Annotated in this window: 17 protein-coding genes; 7 read left to right on the top strand and 10 right to left on the bottom strand. The window is 46.2% G+C overall.

The window, feature by feature from the left end:
• The first annotated feature begins 37 nt into the window (after window positions 1–37).
• The 5 genes from proB to Q5076_RS14365 all read left to right on the top strand — a co-directional run bounded on the left by proB (window position 38) and on the right by Q5076_RS14365 (window position 5,230).
• Complete coding sequence (proB, locus tag Q5076_RS14385; protein ID WP_303014293.1) at window positions 38–1,120, top strand: glutamate 5-kinase; 1,083 nt, start codon at window positions 38–40, stop codon at window positions 1,118–1,120.
• 239 nt (window positions 1,121–1,359) lie between these two features.
• Window positions 1,360–1,782, top strand: a complete 423-nt coding sequence (locus tag Q5076_RS14380; protein ID WP_303014291.1) for a hypothetical protein — start codon at window positions 1,360–1,362, stop codon at window positions 1,780–1,782.
• Between the two features lie 497 nt (window positions 1,783–2,279).
• The gene (locus Q5076_RS14375) at window positions 2,280–3,533 is read left to right on the top strand and encodes a glutamate-5-semialdehyde dehydrogenase (protein ID WP_303014289.1); all 1,254 of its coding nucleotides are present in this window, start codon (window positions 2,280–2,282) and stop codon (window positions 3,531–3,533) included.
• Between the two features lie 31 nt (window positions 3,534–3,564).
• Window positions 3,565–4,518, top strand: a complete 954-nt coding sequence (locus tag Q5076_RS14370; RefSeq protein ID WP_303014288.1) for an acetylornithine carbamoyltransferase — start codon at window positions 3,565–3,567, stop codon at window positions 4,516–4,518.
• Between the two features lie 4 nt (window positions 4,519–4,522).
• Window positions 4,523–5,230, top strand: a complete 708-nt coding sequence (locus Q5076_RS14365; RefSeq protein WP_303014287.1) for a DUF5041 domain-containing protein — start codon at window positions 4,523–4,525, stop codon at window positions 5,228–5,230.
• A gap of 40 nt (window positions 5,231–5,270) precedes the next feature.
• Here Q5076_RS14365 and Q5076_RS14360 read toward each other — a convergent pair whose 3' ends face one another.
• The 7 genes from Q5076_RS14360 to rpmH all read right to left on the bottom strand — a co-directional run bounded on the left by Q5076_RS14360 (window position 5,271) and on the right by rpmH (window position 10,791).
• Entirely contained in the window at window positions 5,271–5,666 is a 396-nt protein-coding gene (locus Q5076_RS14360) for a rhodanese-like domain-containing protein (protein ID WP_303014286.1), read from the bottom strand.
• Window positions 5,667–5,680: 14 nt separating this feature from the next.
• Window positions 5,681–6,385, bottom strand: coding sequence for a NigD-like protein (locus Q5076_RS14355; protein WP_303014285.1), 705 nt, complete (start codon window positions 6,383–6,385; stop codon window positions 5,681–5,683).
• Window positions 6,382–7,530: a 1-acyl-sn-glycerol-3-phosphate acyltransferase gene (locus tag Q5076_RS14350; protein WP_303014283.1), complete on the bottom strand. Its 1,149-nt coding sequence runs from the start codon at window positions 7,528–7,530 to the stop codon at window positions 6,382–6,384. Before Q5076_RS14350 ends, Q5076_RS14355 begins: the two co-directional genes overlap by 4 nt.
• A gap of 4 nt (window positions 7,531–7,534) precedes the next feature.
• Entirely contained in the window at window positions 7,535–8,512 is a 978-nt protein-coding gene (locus tag Q5076_RS14345) for a D-alanine--D-alanine ligase (RefSeq protein WP_303014282.1), read from the bottom strand.
• Window positions 8,509–9,582, bottom strand: a complete 1,074-nt coding sequence (locus Q5076_RS14340) for an RluA family pseudouridine synthase (RefSeq protein WP_303014281.1) — start codon at window positions 9,580–9,582, stop codon at window positions 8,509–8,511. The genes Q5076_RS14345 and Q5076_RS14340 overlap by 4 nt, the downstream gene beginning before the upstream one ends.
• Before the next feature lie 24 nt (window positions 9,583–9,606).
• A complete protein-coding gene (locus tag Q5076_RS14335) occupies window positions 9,607–10,257 on the bottom strand; it encodes a PASTA domain-containing protein (RefSeq protein WP_303014280.1) in 651 nt (216 codons plus the stop codon).
• Window positions 10,258–10,629: 372 nt separating this feature from the next.
• Window positions 10,630–10,791, bottom strand: coding sequence for a 50S ribosomal protein L34 (gene rpmH / locus Q5076_RS14330; RefSeq protein ID WP_303014279.1), 162 nt, complete (start codon window positions 10,789–10,791; stop codon window positions 10,630–10,632).
• 192 nt (window positions 10,792–10,983) lie between these two features.
• Here rpmH and efp point away from each other — a divergent pair, with 192 nt between their 5' ends.
• The gene (gene efp, locus Q5076_RS14325; RefSeq protein ID WP_303014278.1) at window positions 10,984–11,550 is read left to right on the top strand and encodes an elongation factor P; all 567 of its coding nucleotides are present in this window, start codon (window positions 10,984–10,986) and stop codon (window positions 11,548–11,550) included.
• 101 nt (window positions 11,551–11,651) lie between these two features.
• Window positions 11,652–13,052 carry an alkaline phosphatase gene (locus tag Q5076_RS14320; RefSeq protein ID WP_303014277.1) on the top strand — a complete coding sequence of 467 codons (1,401 nt, stop codon included), beginning with the start codon at window positions 11,652–11,654 and terminating at the stop codon, window positions 13,050–13,052.
• Between the two features lie 82 nt (window positions 13,053–13,134).
• Here Q5076_RS14320 and Q5076_RS14315 read toward each other — a convergent pair whose 3' ends face one another.
• The 3 genes from Q5076_RS14315 to radC form a co-directional block, all read right to left on the bottom strand.
• A complete protein-coding gene (locus Q5076_RS14315) occupies window positions 13,135–13,899 on the bottom strand; it encodes a UDP-2,3-diacylglucosamine diphosphatase (protein WP_303014276.1) in 765 nt (254 codons plus the stop codon).
• Window positions 13,900–13,991: 92 nt separating this feature from the next.
• Window positions 13,992–14,303 carry an iron-sulfur cluster assembly protein gene (locus tag Q5076_RS14310; protein ID WP_303014275.1) on the bottom strand — a complete coding sequence of 104 codons (312 nt, stop codon included), beginning with the start codon at window positions 14,301–14,303 and terminating at the stop codon, window positions 13,992–13,994.
• Between the two features lie 50 nt (window positions 14,304–14,353).
• Window positions 14,354–15,049, bottom strand: a complete 696-nt coding sequence (gene radC / locus Q5076_RS14305) for a DNA repair protein RadC (protein ID WP_303014274.1) — start codon at window positions 15,047–15,049, stop codon at window positions 14,354–14,356.
• Window positions 15,050–15,110: the final 61 nt, after the last annotated feature.

The raw sequence follows: 15,110 nt of genomic DNA, 5'->3' as shown, positions 1-15,110 counted from the left end.
ATATTTGTGCTATCAAATCGTTAGTAGACTAATGAGGATGAAACAAGAATTTACACGAATCGCAGTAAAAGTAGGCAGTAACGTATTGGCACGCCGCGACGGAACGCTGGACATCACCCGCATGTCGGCACTTGTAGACCAAATAGCGGAATTACATAAATCGGGAGTGGAAATCATACTCGTTTCTTCAGGAGCCGTCGCTTCAGGACGTAGCGAAGTACATCCGCAGAAAAAGCTTGACAGCGTAGACCAACGCCAGTTGTTCTCCGCCGTAGGTCAGGCGAAACTAATCAACCGTTACTATGAACTTTTCCGCGAACACGGTATCCCCGTCGGACAGGTATTGACCACCAAAGAAAGTTTCAGTACCCGCCGCCACTACCTGAACCAGAAAAATTGCATGACCGTCATGCTCGAAAACAATGTCATTCCCATCGTTAACGAGAATGATACTATTTCGGTCAGCGAACTCATGTTCACTGATAATGACGAACTGTCCGGGTTAATCGCTTCCATGATGGATGCACAGGCGCTTATCATTCTGAGCAACATAGACGGAATTTATAACGGTTCCCCTTCCGAGCCGGGTTCCTCCGTCATTCGGGAAATAGGACACGGGAAAGACTTGTCCAGCTACATCCAGACATCCAAATCCAGTTTCGGGCGGGGCGGCATGCTGACAAAGACCCACATCGCCCGGAAAGTAGCCGATGAAGGAATCACAGTCATCATTGCAAACGGAAAACGCGACAATATCCTTGTAGACCTGCTGCAACATCCGGACGAAACGCTTTGTACGCGCTTTATCCCTTCAAACGAACCGGTCTCCAGCGTCAAGAAATGGATTGCGCATAGCGAAGGTTTCGCCAAAGGAGAAATCCATATCAACGAGTGCGCCACGGCAGTCTTAAATTCGGAAAAAGCGGTCAGCATCCTCCCAGTCGGCATTACGCATATCGAAGGCGAGTTTGAAAAAGACGACATTGTTCGTATCATGGACTTCCGGGGAAACCAAGTGGGCGTCGGAAAAGTGAACTGTGATTCCAGACAGGCGCAGGAAGCAATCGGCAAACACGGAAAGAAACCGGTAGTACACTACGACTATCTATATATTGAATAACTATCGGCAGAGAGTTTTCTCTACCAAACAGCCTCATCCTTGTGTTTCCGATGAACTGTTTCAGCCACATCGCTACAGACACCCATCACCCGGACAGATATCTGTCCGGAAGCGGACTGTGGTCCCGTATCCCCCCATAAAATCTCTCCTAGTAACACAACAAACAGAAATACAGGAACTTTATTTGCAACAGAACATAAAAACAGTACATTTGTATCCGAACAAAACAACATGCCTCCATGCGACTAAAATACCGGAACTTCATATTCGTCATATTCACACTCTCAGCCCTATCTTGCGAAAACGGTAAAAACAAACCCGAAACAAACTTCACACCAACATTTCCAAGCGGTAAAGAGTTTAATGTCAGCCTAAACATAACCCCTTTTCTTGAAATAGACGAACAACCCTTAAATCGTTCCACCTCCACACCGGCTGATGAGATATATGCAGTCAACGTATTCTGGAGAGGAAAAGGGCTCACCTCCTTCCAACCCTACGCCTCAAACCTTTTCGACAATCCATACCAAATAGAAATCGGATTAATCGAAAGCTATACATACCGTTTCGATTGCAGCTTCCTGGAATATAAAGAACGTCCATACCACATCGTACGGAATGACAGCATATTTTATGGGCTTCCTTTATATAGCAAAGGTTAGGACAATCTCGTTTTTTAGCTGAGTCAGATAAAGACTTTGGAGTTATAAATACCTGATGATGCAAAGGTAAAGCCAGAACCCTATTTGGGAGAAGGTGAATTTCTAATCTTTAATCTGAAACCCGGCTATCCCCGCCAAAATAGAGTTTGATACGGTTCTTTTATGTTTACCTGTTACAATCCGTCACTTTTCTGAATACACAGTCTAGTCTTGCATACCTTCGTTATTCACTTTGCAAAAAGCCACACCGGACAAAATCTGATGAAACATAAAACCCAAAGAACTTTTAAACTGACCCGGATACTGACAGAACGGAATTTTATAAGAAACAGGGATAAATACTCCTCTCCTTTCCCGGTTCCCTTTTTCACTCCTTAGTTTAAAAAGGAATATTATCAGTAAAGAGCAACATTTATTTCAATATTCAACCTGTTTTATTCACATCATTCACTATATTTGCATTGTTTTTCTTTCCATTTAACGCAAAAAAGGAGTAAATGACTACAAATTTAAATGAGACCTTTGCTGTGGTACAGGCAGCGAGCCGGGAATTAGCCTTACTGAACGATGATACTATCAATCAGATTTTAAACGCAGTGGCGGATGCGGCAATTGCAGAGACCCCCTTCATTCTTGCAGAGAATGAAAAAGACCTCGCACGGATGGACAAGAATAATCCGAAGTACGACCGGTTGAAATTGACGGAAGAGCGTTTGAAGGGTATTGCAGCCGATATGCGCAATGTAGCGACCCTTCCCTCTCCTGTGGGCAGGATATTGAAAGAAACCGTCCGGCCTAACGGCATGAGACTGATTAAAACAAGCGTTCCCTTCGGTGTGATAGGAATCATCTACGAAGCACGTCCCAACGTCAGTTTCGATGTATTCTCCCTGTGCCTGAAAAGCGGGAACGCCTGCATACTGAAAGGAGGGAGCGACGCGGACTTTTCCAACCGTGCCATAGCCAGCGTGATTCATAAAATACTGGAAAAGTTCAATGTCAACCCGCACATTGCAGAACTGCTTCCCGCCGACAGAGAAGCCACGGCAGCACTACTGAACGCAACAGGCTATGTAGACCTGCTCATCCCCCGAGGAAGTGGCAACCTGATAAATTTCGTGCGCGACAATGCCAAAATACCGGTCATTGAAACGGGAGCCGGCATCTGCCATACCTATTTCGACGAATACGGAGACATCAATAAAGGAGCAGCCATTATCCATAACGCAAAAACCCGCCGGGTCAGCGTGTGCAATGCATTGGACTGTACCATCATACACGAGAAAAGGCTTGCCGACCTTCCCGCACTCTGCGAAAAGTTGAAAGACAGCCATGTGATTATCTATGCCGACCCGCAGGCTTACCGGACACTGGAAGGCTGCTATCCCGCCGAACTGCTGCAACCGGCAACGGAAGAAAGTTTCGGAACCGAATTCCTGGACTATAAAATGGCCGTCAAGACCGTAAGCAGTTTCGAAGAAGCCTTAGGACATATCCGAGAAAACAGTTCCAAACACAGCGAATGTATCGTCACCGAAAACAAGGAAAGAGCCGCTTTGTTTACTCGAATAGTAGACGCAGCCTGCGTATATGCGAATGTATCCACCGCCTTTACTGACGGGGCACAATTCGGGTTGGGAGCCGAAATCGGCATCAGTACCCAGAAACTGCACGCACGCGGGCCGATGGGACTGGAAGAGCTCACCTCTTACAAATGGGTCATTGAAGGAGACGGGCAAACAAGATGGTAGAACCTATAATAATGCATTAATAATAGATAAAATGAAAAAATTTACTTGTGTACAGGACATCGGCGATTTAAAATCTGCCCTTGCGGAAGCATTCGAAATTAAAAAAGAGCGTTTTAAATACGTAGAATTAGGCCGGAACAAGACATTAATGATGATTTTTTTCAACTCCAGCCTGCGTACCCGCCTCAGCACCCAGAAAGCCGCACTCAACCTGGGCATGAATGTCATCGTGCTGGATATCAACCAAGGCGCCTGGAAGCTGGAGACCGAACGCGGTGTCATCATGGACGGCGACAAGCCCGAACACCTGCTCGAAGCAATCCCTGTGATGGGCTGCTATTGCGACATCATCGGAGTACGCTCATTCGCCCGTTTTGAAAACCGGGATTTCGACTATCAGGAAACCATCCTCAACCAGTTCATCCAATATTCAGGACGTCCGGTATTTTCGATGGAAGCAGCTACCCGCCATCCTTTACAAAGCTTTGCAGACCTGATTACCATTGAAGAATACAAGAAAACCGTATGTCCCAAAGTCGTTATGACATGGGCCCCGCATCCGCGCCCGTTACCGCAGGCAGTTCCTAATTCCTTTGCGGAATGGATGAATGCAACGGACTATGAATTCGTCATTACACACCCCGAAGGATATGAATTGGCTCCGCAATTCGTCGGAAATGCTAGAGTAGAATACGACCAGATGAAAGCATTTGAAGGCGCCGACTTCATATACGCCAAAAACTGGGCTGCATACACAGGTGACAACTATGGGCAGATATTGAGCAAAGACCGCGAATGGACAGTCAGTGATCGGCAAATGGCAGTCACCAACAACGCCTATTTCATGCACTGTCTTCCGGTTCGTAGAAACATGATTGTTACAGATGATGTCATTGAAAGCCCGCAATCAATCGTTATCCCCGAAGCCGCCAACCGGGAAATATCAGCTACGGTTGTACTGAAAAGATTACTGCAAAACATCTGACACAATGATTAAAAATAAACTCATAGCCACCCTGCTATGCCTGCTTGCCGCCGGCATAGCAGACGCACAGGAAAAAGCCCCTCAGGTAATCAAATCAGAACCGCAATTGGAAGACATTTACAATGTCTTGGAAGCGATGAATGTACATATCTTCCGCTTCGATCTGAAAGAGTTTCTGAACAAGACCTATACAGTCAGTCTCTATGTGGACGAATACGAGAAAGGCAAATCTCCCAAACAAGCACATAGCATCAGGCTCGGCAAAAACATCGCATCCTTGGATGAAGTGCCGGAAGAACACCGCCAGGCATTCCGGAAGATAAAACACATTCCGGAAGGAAAAAACGAATGGGAAGAAATCAAGGAACTGGCTATATACCTCCGGAAAACCGATGATTCCACCTCAGTCTGTACCATTCACGTACCGGGAGTCATGCAAGGAGGCACACCGTTAAAACTAAGACCGGTAGAGAAATACCACTCTTACAATTATTATCCGCGTCCCTTCAAATTCCAGGCAGTCAAAGAGACGGAACACTTCAAGATACCGTTGGTATTATACGGCTCCGCCTGGCTGGATAAAAAGTACGACATTATCCGTTTTTGTGGAGAAAGGGAAATAGACCCGGACATGAAAGCGGCAATACTTGAAGACATACCGCATTATTACGTGATAGGAATAGAATACACCGCCCATCCCGCCTCTCCCTAATAAAGAGAGGCAAAGAAGAAAGGAAAAGAAAAGACCTTCCTTAATGCTCAATTTCCTTTCCTGCCGCCTGCCAGGAATTGAATCCCTTGTCAAGCTCAAAAACTTTGTATCCTTTCCCGCTCAAAATTGTCGCTGCTTTCTTGCTCCGCTTGCCGCTACGGCAATACACAGCTACCGGTTTGTCCTTTTGCAGTAACGAATCGGCCATTGCGGCAAAAGAATCGTCCATCACATTGATGTTAATCGTTTTTACGATATGTCCTTCCGAATATTCCGCAAGAGTACGGACATCCAGACGTTGCACATCCTCATTTCGGATAAAAGCGTCAAACTCCTCCACATCCATAGACTTAAAATCCCCTTTCTGCTGGCAAGAGAAAAGAGAAGAAAGAAACAAAAACAGTCCCACAACCCATTGATTCATTTTAAATACCATATATCTTAATCCTTTCAGTTTTCTCCCGGAACATATTCAAATCCGGGAACAGCATATTTGTCGGATTCCACGACATTATCATCCTCATACGTGTAATACCTGAATTTAACTGTTATCTTCCCTCCGGAATTCACGCCATCCGCATATTTTTCCAAAGGGACAGAAACATAAACCCGTTGATTGTAAAATTCTTCATCTCCGTTTGCATTATGGTACAGCAACATATCTACCACCCCTTCCGATTCAAAATCCGTCAAATCCTCTACTATACCGAACACATGCTGCCTGTTACCACTGACCTTCATACTCAAAATCATGTTCAGGTAATCTCTCCCCAACCAAATGCTGACAATCTCTACGGGGTCATGCTTCAAGCCGTCTTCATAGACATCATCATCCGCCGGCTTGGGAACCGGCGTCAGAAGTGACTGCAGAGAATAAATAACCGCTGTAGCCGTACCTCCCTCCGAAAGCGTTTGATAATTACTCATCACACGCCTGAAAGTGTTCGGGGAAATGGTAGAACCCGTGCGGTCCTCGGATACGGGCAATGCCTCTCCTTTATCCGGGATAAGCGTCTGCATGCACCCGTCCTCGCCGGCCTTTACCGTGACAAATTCAAGCTTGACCGGAGGATAATAATAATCGTCATCTCCGCATGCGGCCATCAGTAAAAGCATCCCCCACAGCCAGACCCTATGCAACTTATTTCCTTTCATCGGCAAGCAGCTAAATGATTGATTAACGGATTGGCATACATCAGCAACAACTTCTCACGCAAAAAGTCCTCATCTTTGCCGGGAATTGTTATTTTGGCAAGCTGACTCTCAATATAATCCACAAACCGCCGTTTCTCTTCCGCCGAATAAGTCCCCTCGAACTCCGTCGTCCCGTTCAACCAGTCATAAGCGACGTAATTGCCTGGATACATCTTGTAATTACGAAAAATCCACTGGTCGATACATGCCGACACGGCCGCAAACAGTTCGGGCTTCGGCAATGAACGGTCAATCCGTCCCAATTCCTCATTTATGCAGGGAGCGGTTTGGAAATGTACTCTTCCCTTATAGCCGAAAAGCCCGGTCTGCATGTTAATCAAATCATCCTGCGTCGTTTTCTTATACCCTTCCACATCTCTTTTCAATTGAAACTCCTGCGCTTTGAGAAAATCACAAGGGTCGTACTCATAAGAAATGGCAAGCGGAACCATATTCATTTCCATCAAACGGTCTACCGAATCACCCTCACCGCCCATAGCCAACATCTTCAATACACTGTCTTGCGTCCGGTCGTTCGAATCCTTCGCCCGTCCTTCACGTTGCGCAATCCAGATAGACTGTTTTTTCTCCGTAATGGTATAATGCATATAACGCGACATTCTCGCCGAAGCTTCCAACATCTGGCGCATGGAAAGCGCACGCTGGACAATGAAAGACTTGTTGACACGCACCAGTTTCTTAATCCAGGGGTAAATCAGCAGGTTATCGCCGATAGCTATCTCCACCGTATCCATTCCCTGATCGACCAGCAATATGGAAAGAAAACCCGAGTCCAGAATAATATCCCGATGGTTCGAGACATAAGTATAAGCTCTGTCCTTATCCAGCAAAGCCGTATGATTCAATGTCAGCCCGTCGGTATGCTCCCGGACTATCTTCCACAGAATACCGTAACAAAACGCTTTCTGAAAATCAAGCTTAGTCTTGCAAGTACGCATTTTCTGTGCCAGAAGTTCAAACGGCACATCCGGTATAGCCCCGACAGCAGCCTGCCGGAAAGCCGGGTCGGCAATCAGCTCCTCAAATATTTGAGGAAGTTCCTCGTCATTATAAGGACGAATTTCATCAAACTCTGTCATATCCATACGTTTAAGAGAACTTGTTTTCTATTATATCAGTCATCACATCCCTCATCTCCATACCTGCCGCATGCACTTGCTGCGGTATAAAACTCGTTGCAGTCATCCCCGGAGTCGTATTCACCTCAAGGAGGTTAATCTTTTCACCGGCAGTGACAATGTAATCCACACGGATAATGCCGGAACACCCCAGTATATCATAAATAGCCGAAGTTAACGCTTGTACGCGCCGGGTAAGCTCCTCCGAGATACGTGCAGGAGTTATCTCGTCCACCTGCCCGTTATATTTGGCATCATAATCGAAAAACTCATTATGCGTCACCACCTCCGTAGGCGGAAACACCACACTTTTCTCCTTCGTCTTATAGCAACCGCAAGTCAATTCGGTCCCTTCCATGAACGCCTCGACAACCACCTCTTCCGCTTCTCCGAAAGCCTTAACAATAGCCGGCTGGATTTGTTCTTTCGTCTTCACCTTCGTAATTCCGAAACTTGAGCCTCCAAGGCTGGGCTTGATAAAACAAGGCAAGCCGATTTTTTCCATCACCTCTCCGTCGGATATGGTCTGTCCCCGACGTAACAACAAAGACTCGGCAATGCGCATACCGAAAGCTTTCAAGTACTGGTTACAGGCAAACTTATCGTAAGTGATGGCGGCTGCCAACACCCCGCAACAGGAATACGGAATACGCATCATATCAAAATACCCCTGCAGACGGCCATCTTCGCCTGGCGTGCCATGGATAGTGATATAAGCAAAGTCGAACACAACCTTCTCCGACCCGTCCATGAAACTAAAATCGTTCCTGTCCACCGGCGCCTTGTTTCCGTCCGGCAATTGCACCTCCCACCGGCGCCCCTCCATCTCCACTATGTACAAATTATACTTTTCCTTATCGATAAAGGAATAAATACCCTGTGCGCTACGCAGGGAAACTACGATTTCAGAGGTATCTCCTCCTGCTACGATAGCGATGTTGCGTTTCATTCTAATTCTCTATTACTTATATAGCCTCTCCACTTCTCGATAAGCCGCGTCATGTCATCCGGGAGTTCGGAAGTAAAATACATCTCCTCACCGGTGACGGGATGTACAAACCCCAATGTCATGGCATGCAAAGCCTGCCGGGGACAAGTGTCAAAGCAATTATTTACAAACTGTTTGTATTTACTGAAATGAGTACCTTTCAAAATTTCGTGCCCTCCGTAACGTTCGTCATTGAACAGCACATGACCGATATGTTTCATGTGAACGCGAATCTGGTGGGTACGTCCGGTTTCGAGCACACACTCTACAAGAGTAACATAGCCCAGCCGCTCCAGCACCCGGTAATGGGTCACGGCATATTTTCCCACCGTAGGGTCGGACATCACCGCCATCTGCATCCTGTCTTTCGGATTACGGGCAATGTTGCCGACAATCGCCCCTTCATCCTGTTCCATAATTCCCCACACCAGAGCGCGGTATTTACGTTTGGTAGTCTTATTAAAAAACTGTATTCCCAGATTCGTCTTGGCATCCGGCGTCTTTGCAATTACCAGCAAGCCGGAAGTATCCTTATCAATCCGGTGGACAAGCCCGACATGCGGGTCATTAGCGTCATAATCAGGCACATCCTTCATGTGCCACGCCAGCGCGTTAACCAACGTGCCATGATAATTCCCGTGTCCCGGATGCACCACCAGTCCCGCCGGTTTATTCACCACCATTACATATTTATCTTCGTAAACGATATTGAGGGGAATATCCTCCGGAATAATTTCATTTTCGTAACGCGGACGATCCATCATCACGGTAATCACATCCAATGGCTTCACCTTATAGCTACTCTTCACCGGTTTGCCGTTAGCCATGACAAAACCATCCTCGGCGGCTTTTTGAATGCGGTTACGCGAAGCGTTGACAATACGCTCGAACAAGTATTTGTCAACTCTCACCATCGACTGCCCCTTATCCACCACCACACGAAAATGCTCGTAAAGTCCGGATTCGTCGCCGATAGGTTCTATATCATCCAAATCATTTTCCAATCCATCCGGAAGTTCTTCCTCTATCATGCAAGTCTATTCTGTTTTATCCGATTAAAACCAACTGTCTTCCTGTTCGGGCGACGATTCTGAAGCCACAGACATTTCAGTATCCGTAGCTGTCTCCGTAGAGTCGCTCTCCAACGTGTCGCCGGCCCCGTCTCCCACTATCAATGTCAGGGAAGCACCTACCGGCACTTCATCACCCGCCGCCAATTCTCGTCCCTCATATTTTACACCGTACACCCAGTCTTTCTCACCGTTCACCAGCTCCACCTCATTCAGTTTGAAACCGGAGCTCAACAGTCTCGCCTGAGCCTGGCGGAACGAGCTGTTATCCGCCACATCGGGAATTGCACGCAACGGAACGTCGAGCGTGTTGACAGTCAGGTAAACCATACGCCCCTCTTTCACCTTCTCGCCGGCTTCCGGTTTCATCTCAAGCACCACCCCGGCAGCCTTGTCCTTGACATATCTCGTATCCGACACCATGCATGCCAGTCCTTGTTTCTGAAACATCTTCGCAGCTTCTTCCATAGCTATCCCCTTTACGTCGGGAACGACGACAGTTTCCCCGTGATGGGTGTATATGTCTATCCATTTCAGCACGCCGAATATCACTACTATCACCACAACAATCATGGCAGCGATATTCAACCAGAAAAATTTATTTGTCCCAAAAGAAAAGAATTCCTTAATAGTCATACGCTTTGCTGTTAATATGCGCCAAAGATACGATAAAATAGTCGAATTTCTGAATAGTAAGCAACGAAAAATGTCCTCACTTATGACGTAAGGACATTTATCATTGCCAGCATTGTTGCAGTTATAATCCCCACTCCTATAGATTTCAATAGCCTCTTCTTGTTTATACGTTTTTTCCACATCGTGATTATACTCTTCCATCCTCTATGCTCGCCTACGGAGCCAACCTTGCCGTACAAAGAAAAAACAAAAAGTGACGAATAAGGGTAAATAACAGCTTTTTTAATATTCCATCTCACTGAAAATCAGAAGAAATAAAAAAGGCAGAGAGGATTATTCTCTGCCTTTTTTATTTCTTCTGATGACAAGCGATTACCACTTCTGTCCGTTATACTCGTCAGAAACAGTCAGTTTCTTTCTGCCTTTCGCACGGCGGGCCACTAATACTCTACGACCGTTGGCCGTTGCCATTCTCTCACGGAAACCGTGTTTGTTCTTTCTCTTTCTGTTAGAGGGTTGAAATGTTCTTTTCATTACTGTATCTTGTTTTTATGTTATTATTCTACGTAATCGGGCTGCAAAAATAGGCACTTTTTTTAAATTAACCAAGAGATAACTCATTTTTGCTCAAAAGTTTTTGTGTTTTTTACCGATTTAGATTACTTTTGCAGTCGATTTTCCTGCGGAAACAATTAAATAACAACATATAATAAGAAAAATAGCAATATGATTAACGCTCAAGACATTAAGATCGGAACTTGTATCCGTATGGATGGCAAATTGTATTTCTGCATCGATTTCCTCCATGTAAAACCCGGTAAGGGTAACACCTTCATGCGTACAAAACTCAAAGATGTAGTCAACGGTTACGTCCTCGAACGCCGCTTCAACATCGGTGAGAAACTGGAAGACGTGCGTGTGGAACGCCGCCCGTACCAATACCTCTATCATGACGGTGATAACTACCAGTTTATGAACCAGGAGACATTCGATCAGATTCCCATCGCCCACGACCTAATTAACGGAGTTGACTTCCTGCTGGAAGGAATGGTAGTGGATGTTGTTTCCGACGCTTCTACAGAAACCGTTCTTTATGCCGATATGCCTATCAAGATACAGCAAAAAATCACTTATACGGAACCGGGACTGAAGGGAGACACGGCTACCAACACATTGAAACCCGCAACGGTGGAATCAGGGGCAACGGTACGTGTTCCGTTGTTCATCAATGAAGGCGAAACGATTGAAATCGACACCCGCGACGGTTCTTACGTAGGGCGTGTGAAAGTATAAATGTCATACAAATGACACAAAGAAACGGTGGATTTGCTACGGCATATTCACCGTTTTTTATTACTTTTGCCTTCAAACCAATCCTACTAAAATACAAAAAAATGAAAAAGCTAATCTACACACTTCTCTTTGTCCTCGTTGCCGTCACTGCGAACGGTCAGGCAAAGTATGTTTTCTATTTCATCGGAGATGGAATGGGAGTCAATCAGGTGAACGGAACCGAAATGTACCAGGCCGAACTGCAAAACGGGCGCATCGGTATCGAGCCCCTGGTATTTGCACAATTCCCGGTAGCCACGATGGCGACCACATTCTCTGCGACTAACTCTGTAACCGATTCCGCCGCTGGAGGAACCGCATTGGCTACAGGAAAGAAAACCTATAACCACGCCATTTCCGTAGGTGAAGACAAGAATGCCATACAGACCATAGCGGAAAAAGCGAAGAAGGCAGGTAAAAAGGTAGGCGTCGCCACTTCCGTAAGTGTAGACCATGCCACTCCCGCCACATTCTACGCACATCAACCGAGCCGCAACATGTATTACGAGATTGCCCTCGACCTTCCGAAAGCAAACTTTGATTTCTATGCAGGCGGCGGCTTCTTAAAACCGTCTACCACATCTGACAAGAAAGAAGCTCCGAATATTTTCCCCATCTTCGAAAAAGCCGGCTACACAATAGCGCGCGGCTACAATGACTACAAAACAAAAGCCGGCAAGGCGCAAAAGATGATTCTCATACAGGAAGAAGGCAAATCCCCTTCCAGCCTGCCTTACGCAATCGACCGCAAAGCGGACGATTTGACACTCGCGCAAATTACGGAAAGTGCAATCGATTTTCTGACTAAAGACAACAAAAAAGGATTCTTCCTGATGGTAGAAGGCGGAAAAATCGACTGGGCCTGCCATTCCAACGATGCGGCCACCGCATTTAACGAAGTAAAGGATATGGATAACGCAATTAAAGTGGCCTATGAATTCTACAAGAAACACCCGAAAGAAACTCTCATCGTAGTAACGGCAGACCATGAGACCGGCGGTATCGTGCTAGGCACAGGCAAATATGCCCTGAACCTGAAAGTGCTTCAATATCAGAAACATTCCGCAGACGGGCTTTCTCTACAAATCAGCGAACTGAGAAAATCCAAAGGTAACAAGGTGACATGGGAGGAGATGAAAACATTCCTCGGCGAAGAAATGGGCTTCTGGAAACAATTCCCTATCTCATGGGAACAAGAGAAAAAACTGCGTGACGAATTCGAACGGTCATTCGTAAAGAACAAAGTGGTATTTGCAGAAAGCATGTACTCCAAGAGCGAACCGATGGCAGCACGTGCAAAAGAGGTCATGAATGAAATCGCAATGATAGGCTGGACCAGTGGAGGACACTCGGCAGGTTTTGTTCCCGTCTTTGCAGTCGGAGCGGGTTCCCAACTGTTCGGCGGAAAAATCGACAACACGGAAATCCCGCAGAAAATAGCCAAAGCGGCAGGATATAAATAATAAAGAAATCAAAAACAATCCCTTTATTTCAGCCTTAGGACTAAAATAAAGGGATTCAATTTATAAGTACCCGCCATCGCAACTAAACTTGCGTCTCGCCTTCTATATATTCTTCCAGAAAAAGATTCTCACCGTCAAACACCGCGTATGAGAAATAATTAATCCAATCTCCGAGAATCAACACACGGGCAGTGGCACTTAGCATCAAATCCAGCTCAATATGCCGATGTCCGTAAATAAAAAAATTGATGTCTGGATGGCTTTTCAGGTATTCCTTCGTGTATAATACCAGATGTTCCCGGTTTTCTCCCATATAATCCGGCTCTTTCCCTTCTATTCGTTTCTGTCTGCTATGCTTTGCCCACGTCAATCCCAGCTCTACGCTCCAACGCGGATGAATGGCGGAAAACATCGTCTGCAATGTCCTGCTGTGGAACATTGCACGAAGTAACTTGAATTTTTTATCCGGGTCACCGAGTCCGTCACCATGGGCAAGATAAAACTCTTTCCCATAGATTTCAGTAGTCAACGGTTCGCGGTGCAAAATAACGCCGCATTCTTTAGCAAGATAATCCCCGCACCAGATATCATGATTGCCGGTGAAAAAATGCACTTCCACCCCCCTGTCCGTCAGTTCGGACAGTTTTCCTAGAAAACGGGTATATCCTTTAGGAACCACCAGCCGGAATTCATACCAGAAGTCAAACATATCTCCCAGCAGATAGACGGCGGACGCCTTATGCTTTATACTATCGAGAAAGTTTACCAGACGCCGCTCCTGCGTACGTCCATGTTCAATGGCACGAGAGCCGAGATGCGCATCGGAAAGAAAATAAACGTTCTTCATGAGTCTTTAAGTTTTAAATGACAAACGGATGGTCCGGACCGGCAAATGACAAAAAGCAAGCAAGGCACGGCAAGTCCATTACCTGCCCACAACTACAGAAATCCCAGCTCCAGTTTGGCTTCCTCACTCATCATGTCCTTATCCCATTCCGGTTCAAAGACAAGGTTAACGGTGGCCGTCCCCACTCCTTCCACCGATTCTACTTTCTGACGGATATCTTCCATGATAAAGTCGGCAGCAGGACAATTGGGTGCTGTCAGGGTCATATCAATCACCACATCCCCTTGGTCGGAAACATCAATCTTATAAATCAATCCAAGCTCGTAGACATTCACCGGAATCTCCGGATCATATACCGTTTTCAGCATGGCTACAATCTTCTCTTCTATCTCAAACTTTTCCATAGACTCTTCTTCCATTAAATATTACCGTACAAATATAAGAATAAATTTATTCAGAGCAGCCCTTCGTCTGCAAAACTATAGAATTCATCCTCACAAACAATAACATGGTCTATCAAGCGAATGTTCATCGTATCCGCCGCCTTGCGGACACACTCTGTCAATGTACGGTCGGGCTGGCTGGGACGACTGTTACCGGAGGGATGATTATGTACGACAGCCATCTGCGTGGCCCTTTGCAACAACGCTTCCCGGAGGATAGTGCGCACGTCCGCATAAGTCCCGTCTATACCCCCGATACTGATACGCACTTTATCAATCAATCTGGCTGCCTGATTCAACAACAACACCCAGAACTCCTCCCGTTCCAAATCGCACATAACCGGCTGAAAAATATTGTAGATATCCTTGGAACAAGAAATCCGAGGCCTCTCCCGTGTACTTTGCAACTTCCGTCGCTTGCCAAGTTCCAACGCCGCCATTACCGTAATGCTCTTCGCCGGTCCCATGCCTTTGAAACGGGAATAGTCGCATATCTCCCATTTTGCCAGGGAATTCAGATTATTGCCACAAGACAGAAGCAAACGCCTCATCAGCTCTACAGCCGTCTCTTCCGTGTTTCCGGAACCTATCAATATCGCGAGCAACTCGGCGTCACTCAACGCACCCGCCCCTTTTTCCATCATCTTTTCCCGTGGACGGTCTTCCGGTGCCCACTGGCTAATAGACAACTTGCGTTTATCTTCCATGATTTATATTTAAGGTGAGTTCTATCAATTCAATTTATCCTCTTGTATCAGACAGCAGAAC

Source organism: uncultured Bacteroides sp., from assembly GCF_958445495.1.
GTDB lineage: Bacteria > Bacteroidota > Bacteroidia > Bacteroidales > Bacteroidaceae > Bacteroides.
The sequence above is the reverse complement of the archived record's forward strand: the minus strand, read 5'-3'. Positions and strand labels throughout refer to the sequence as shown.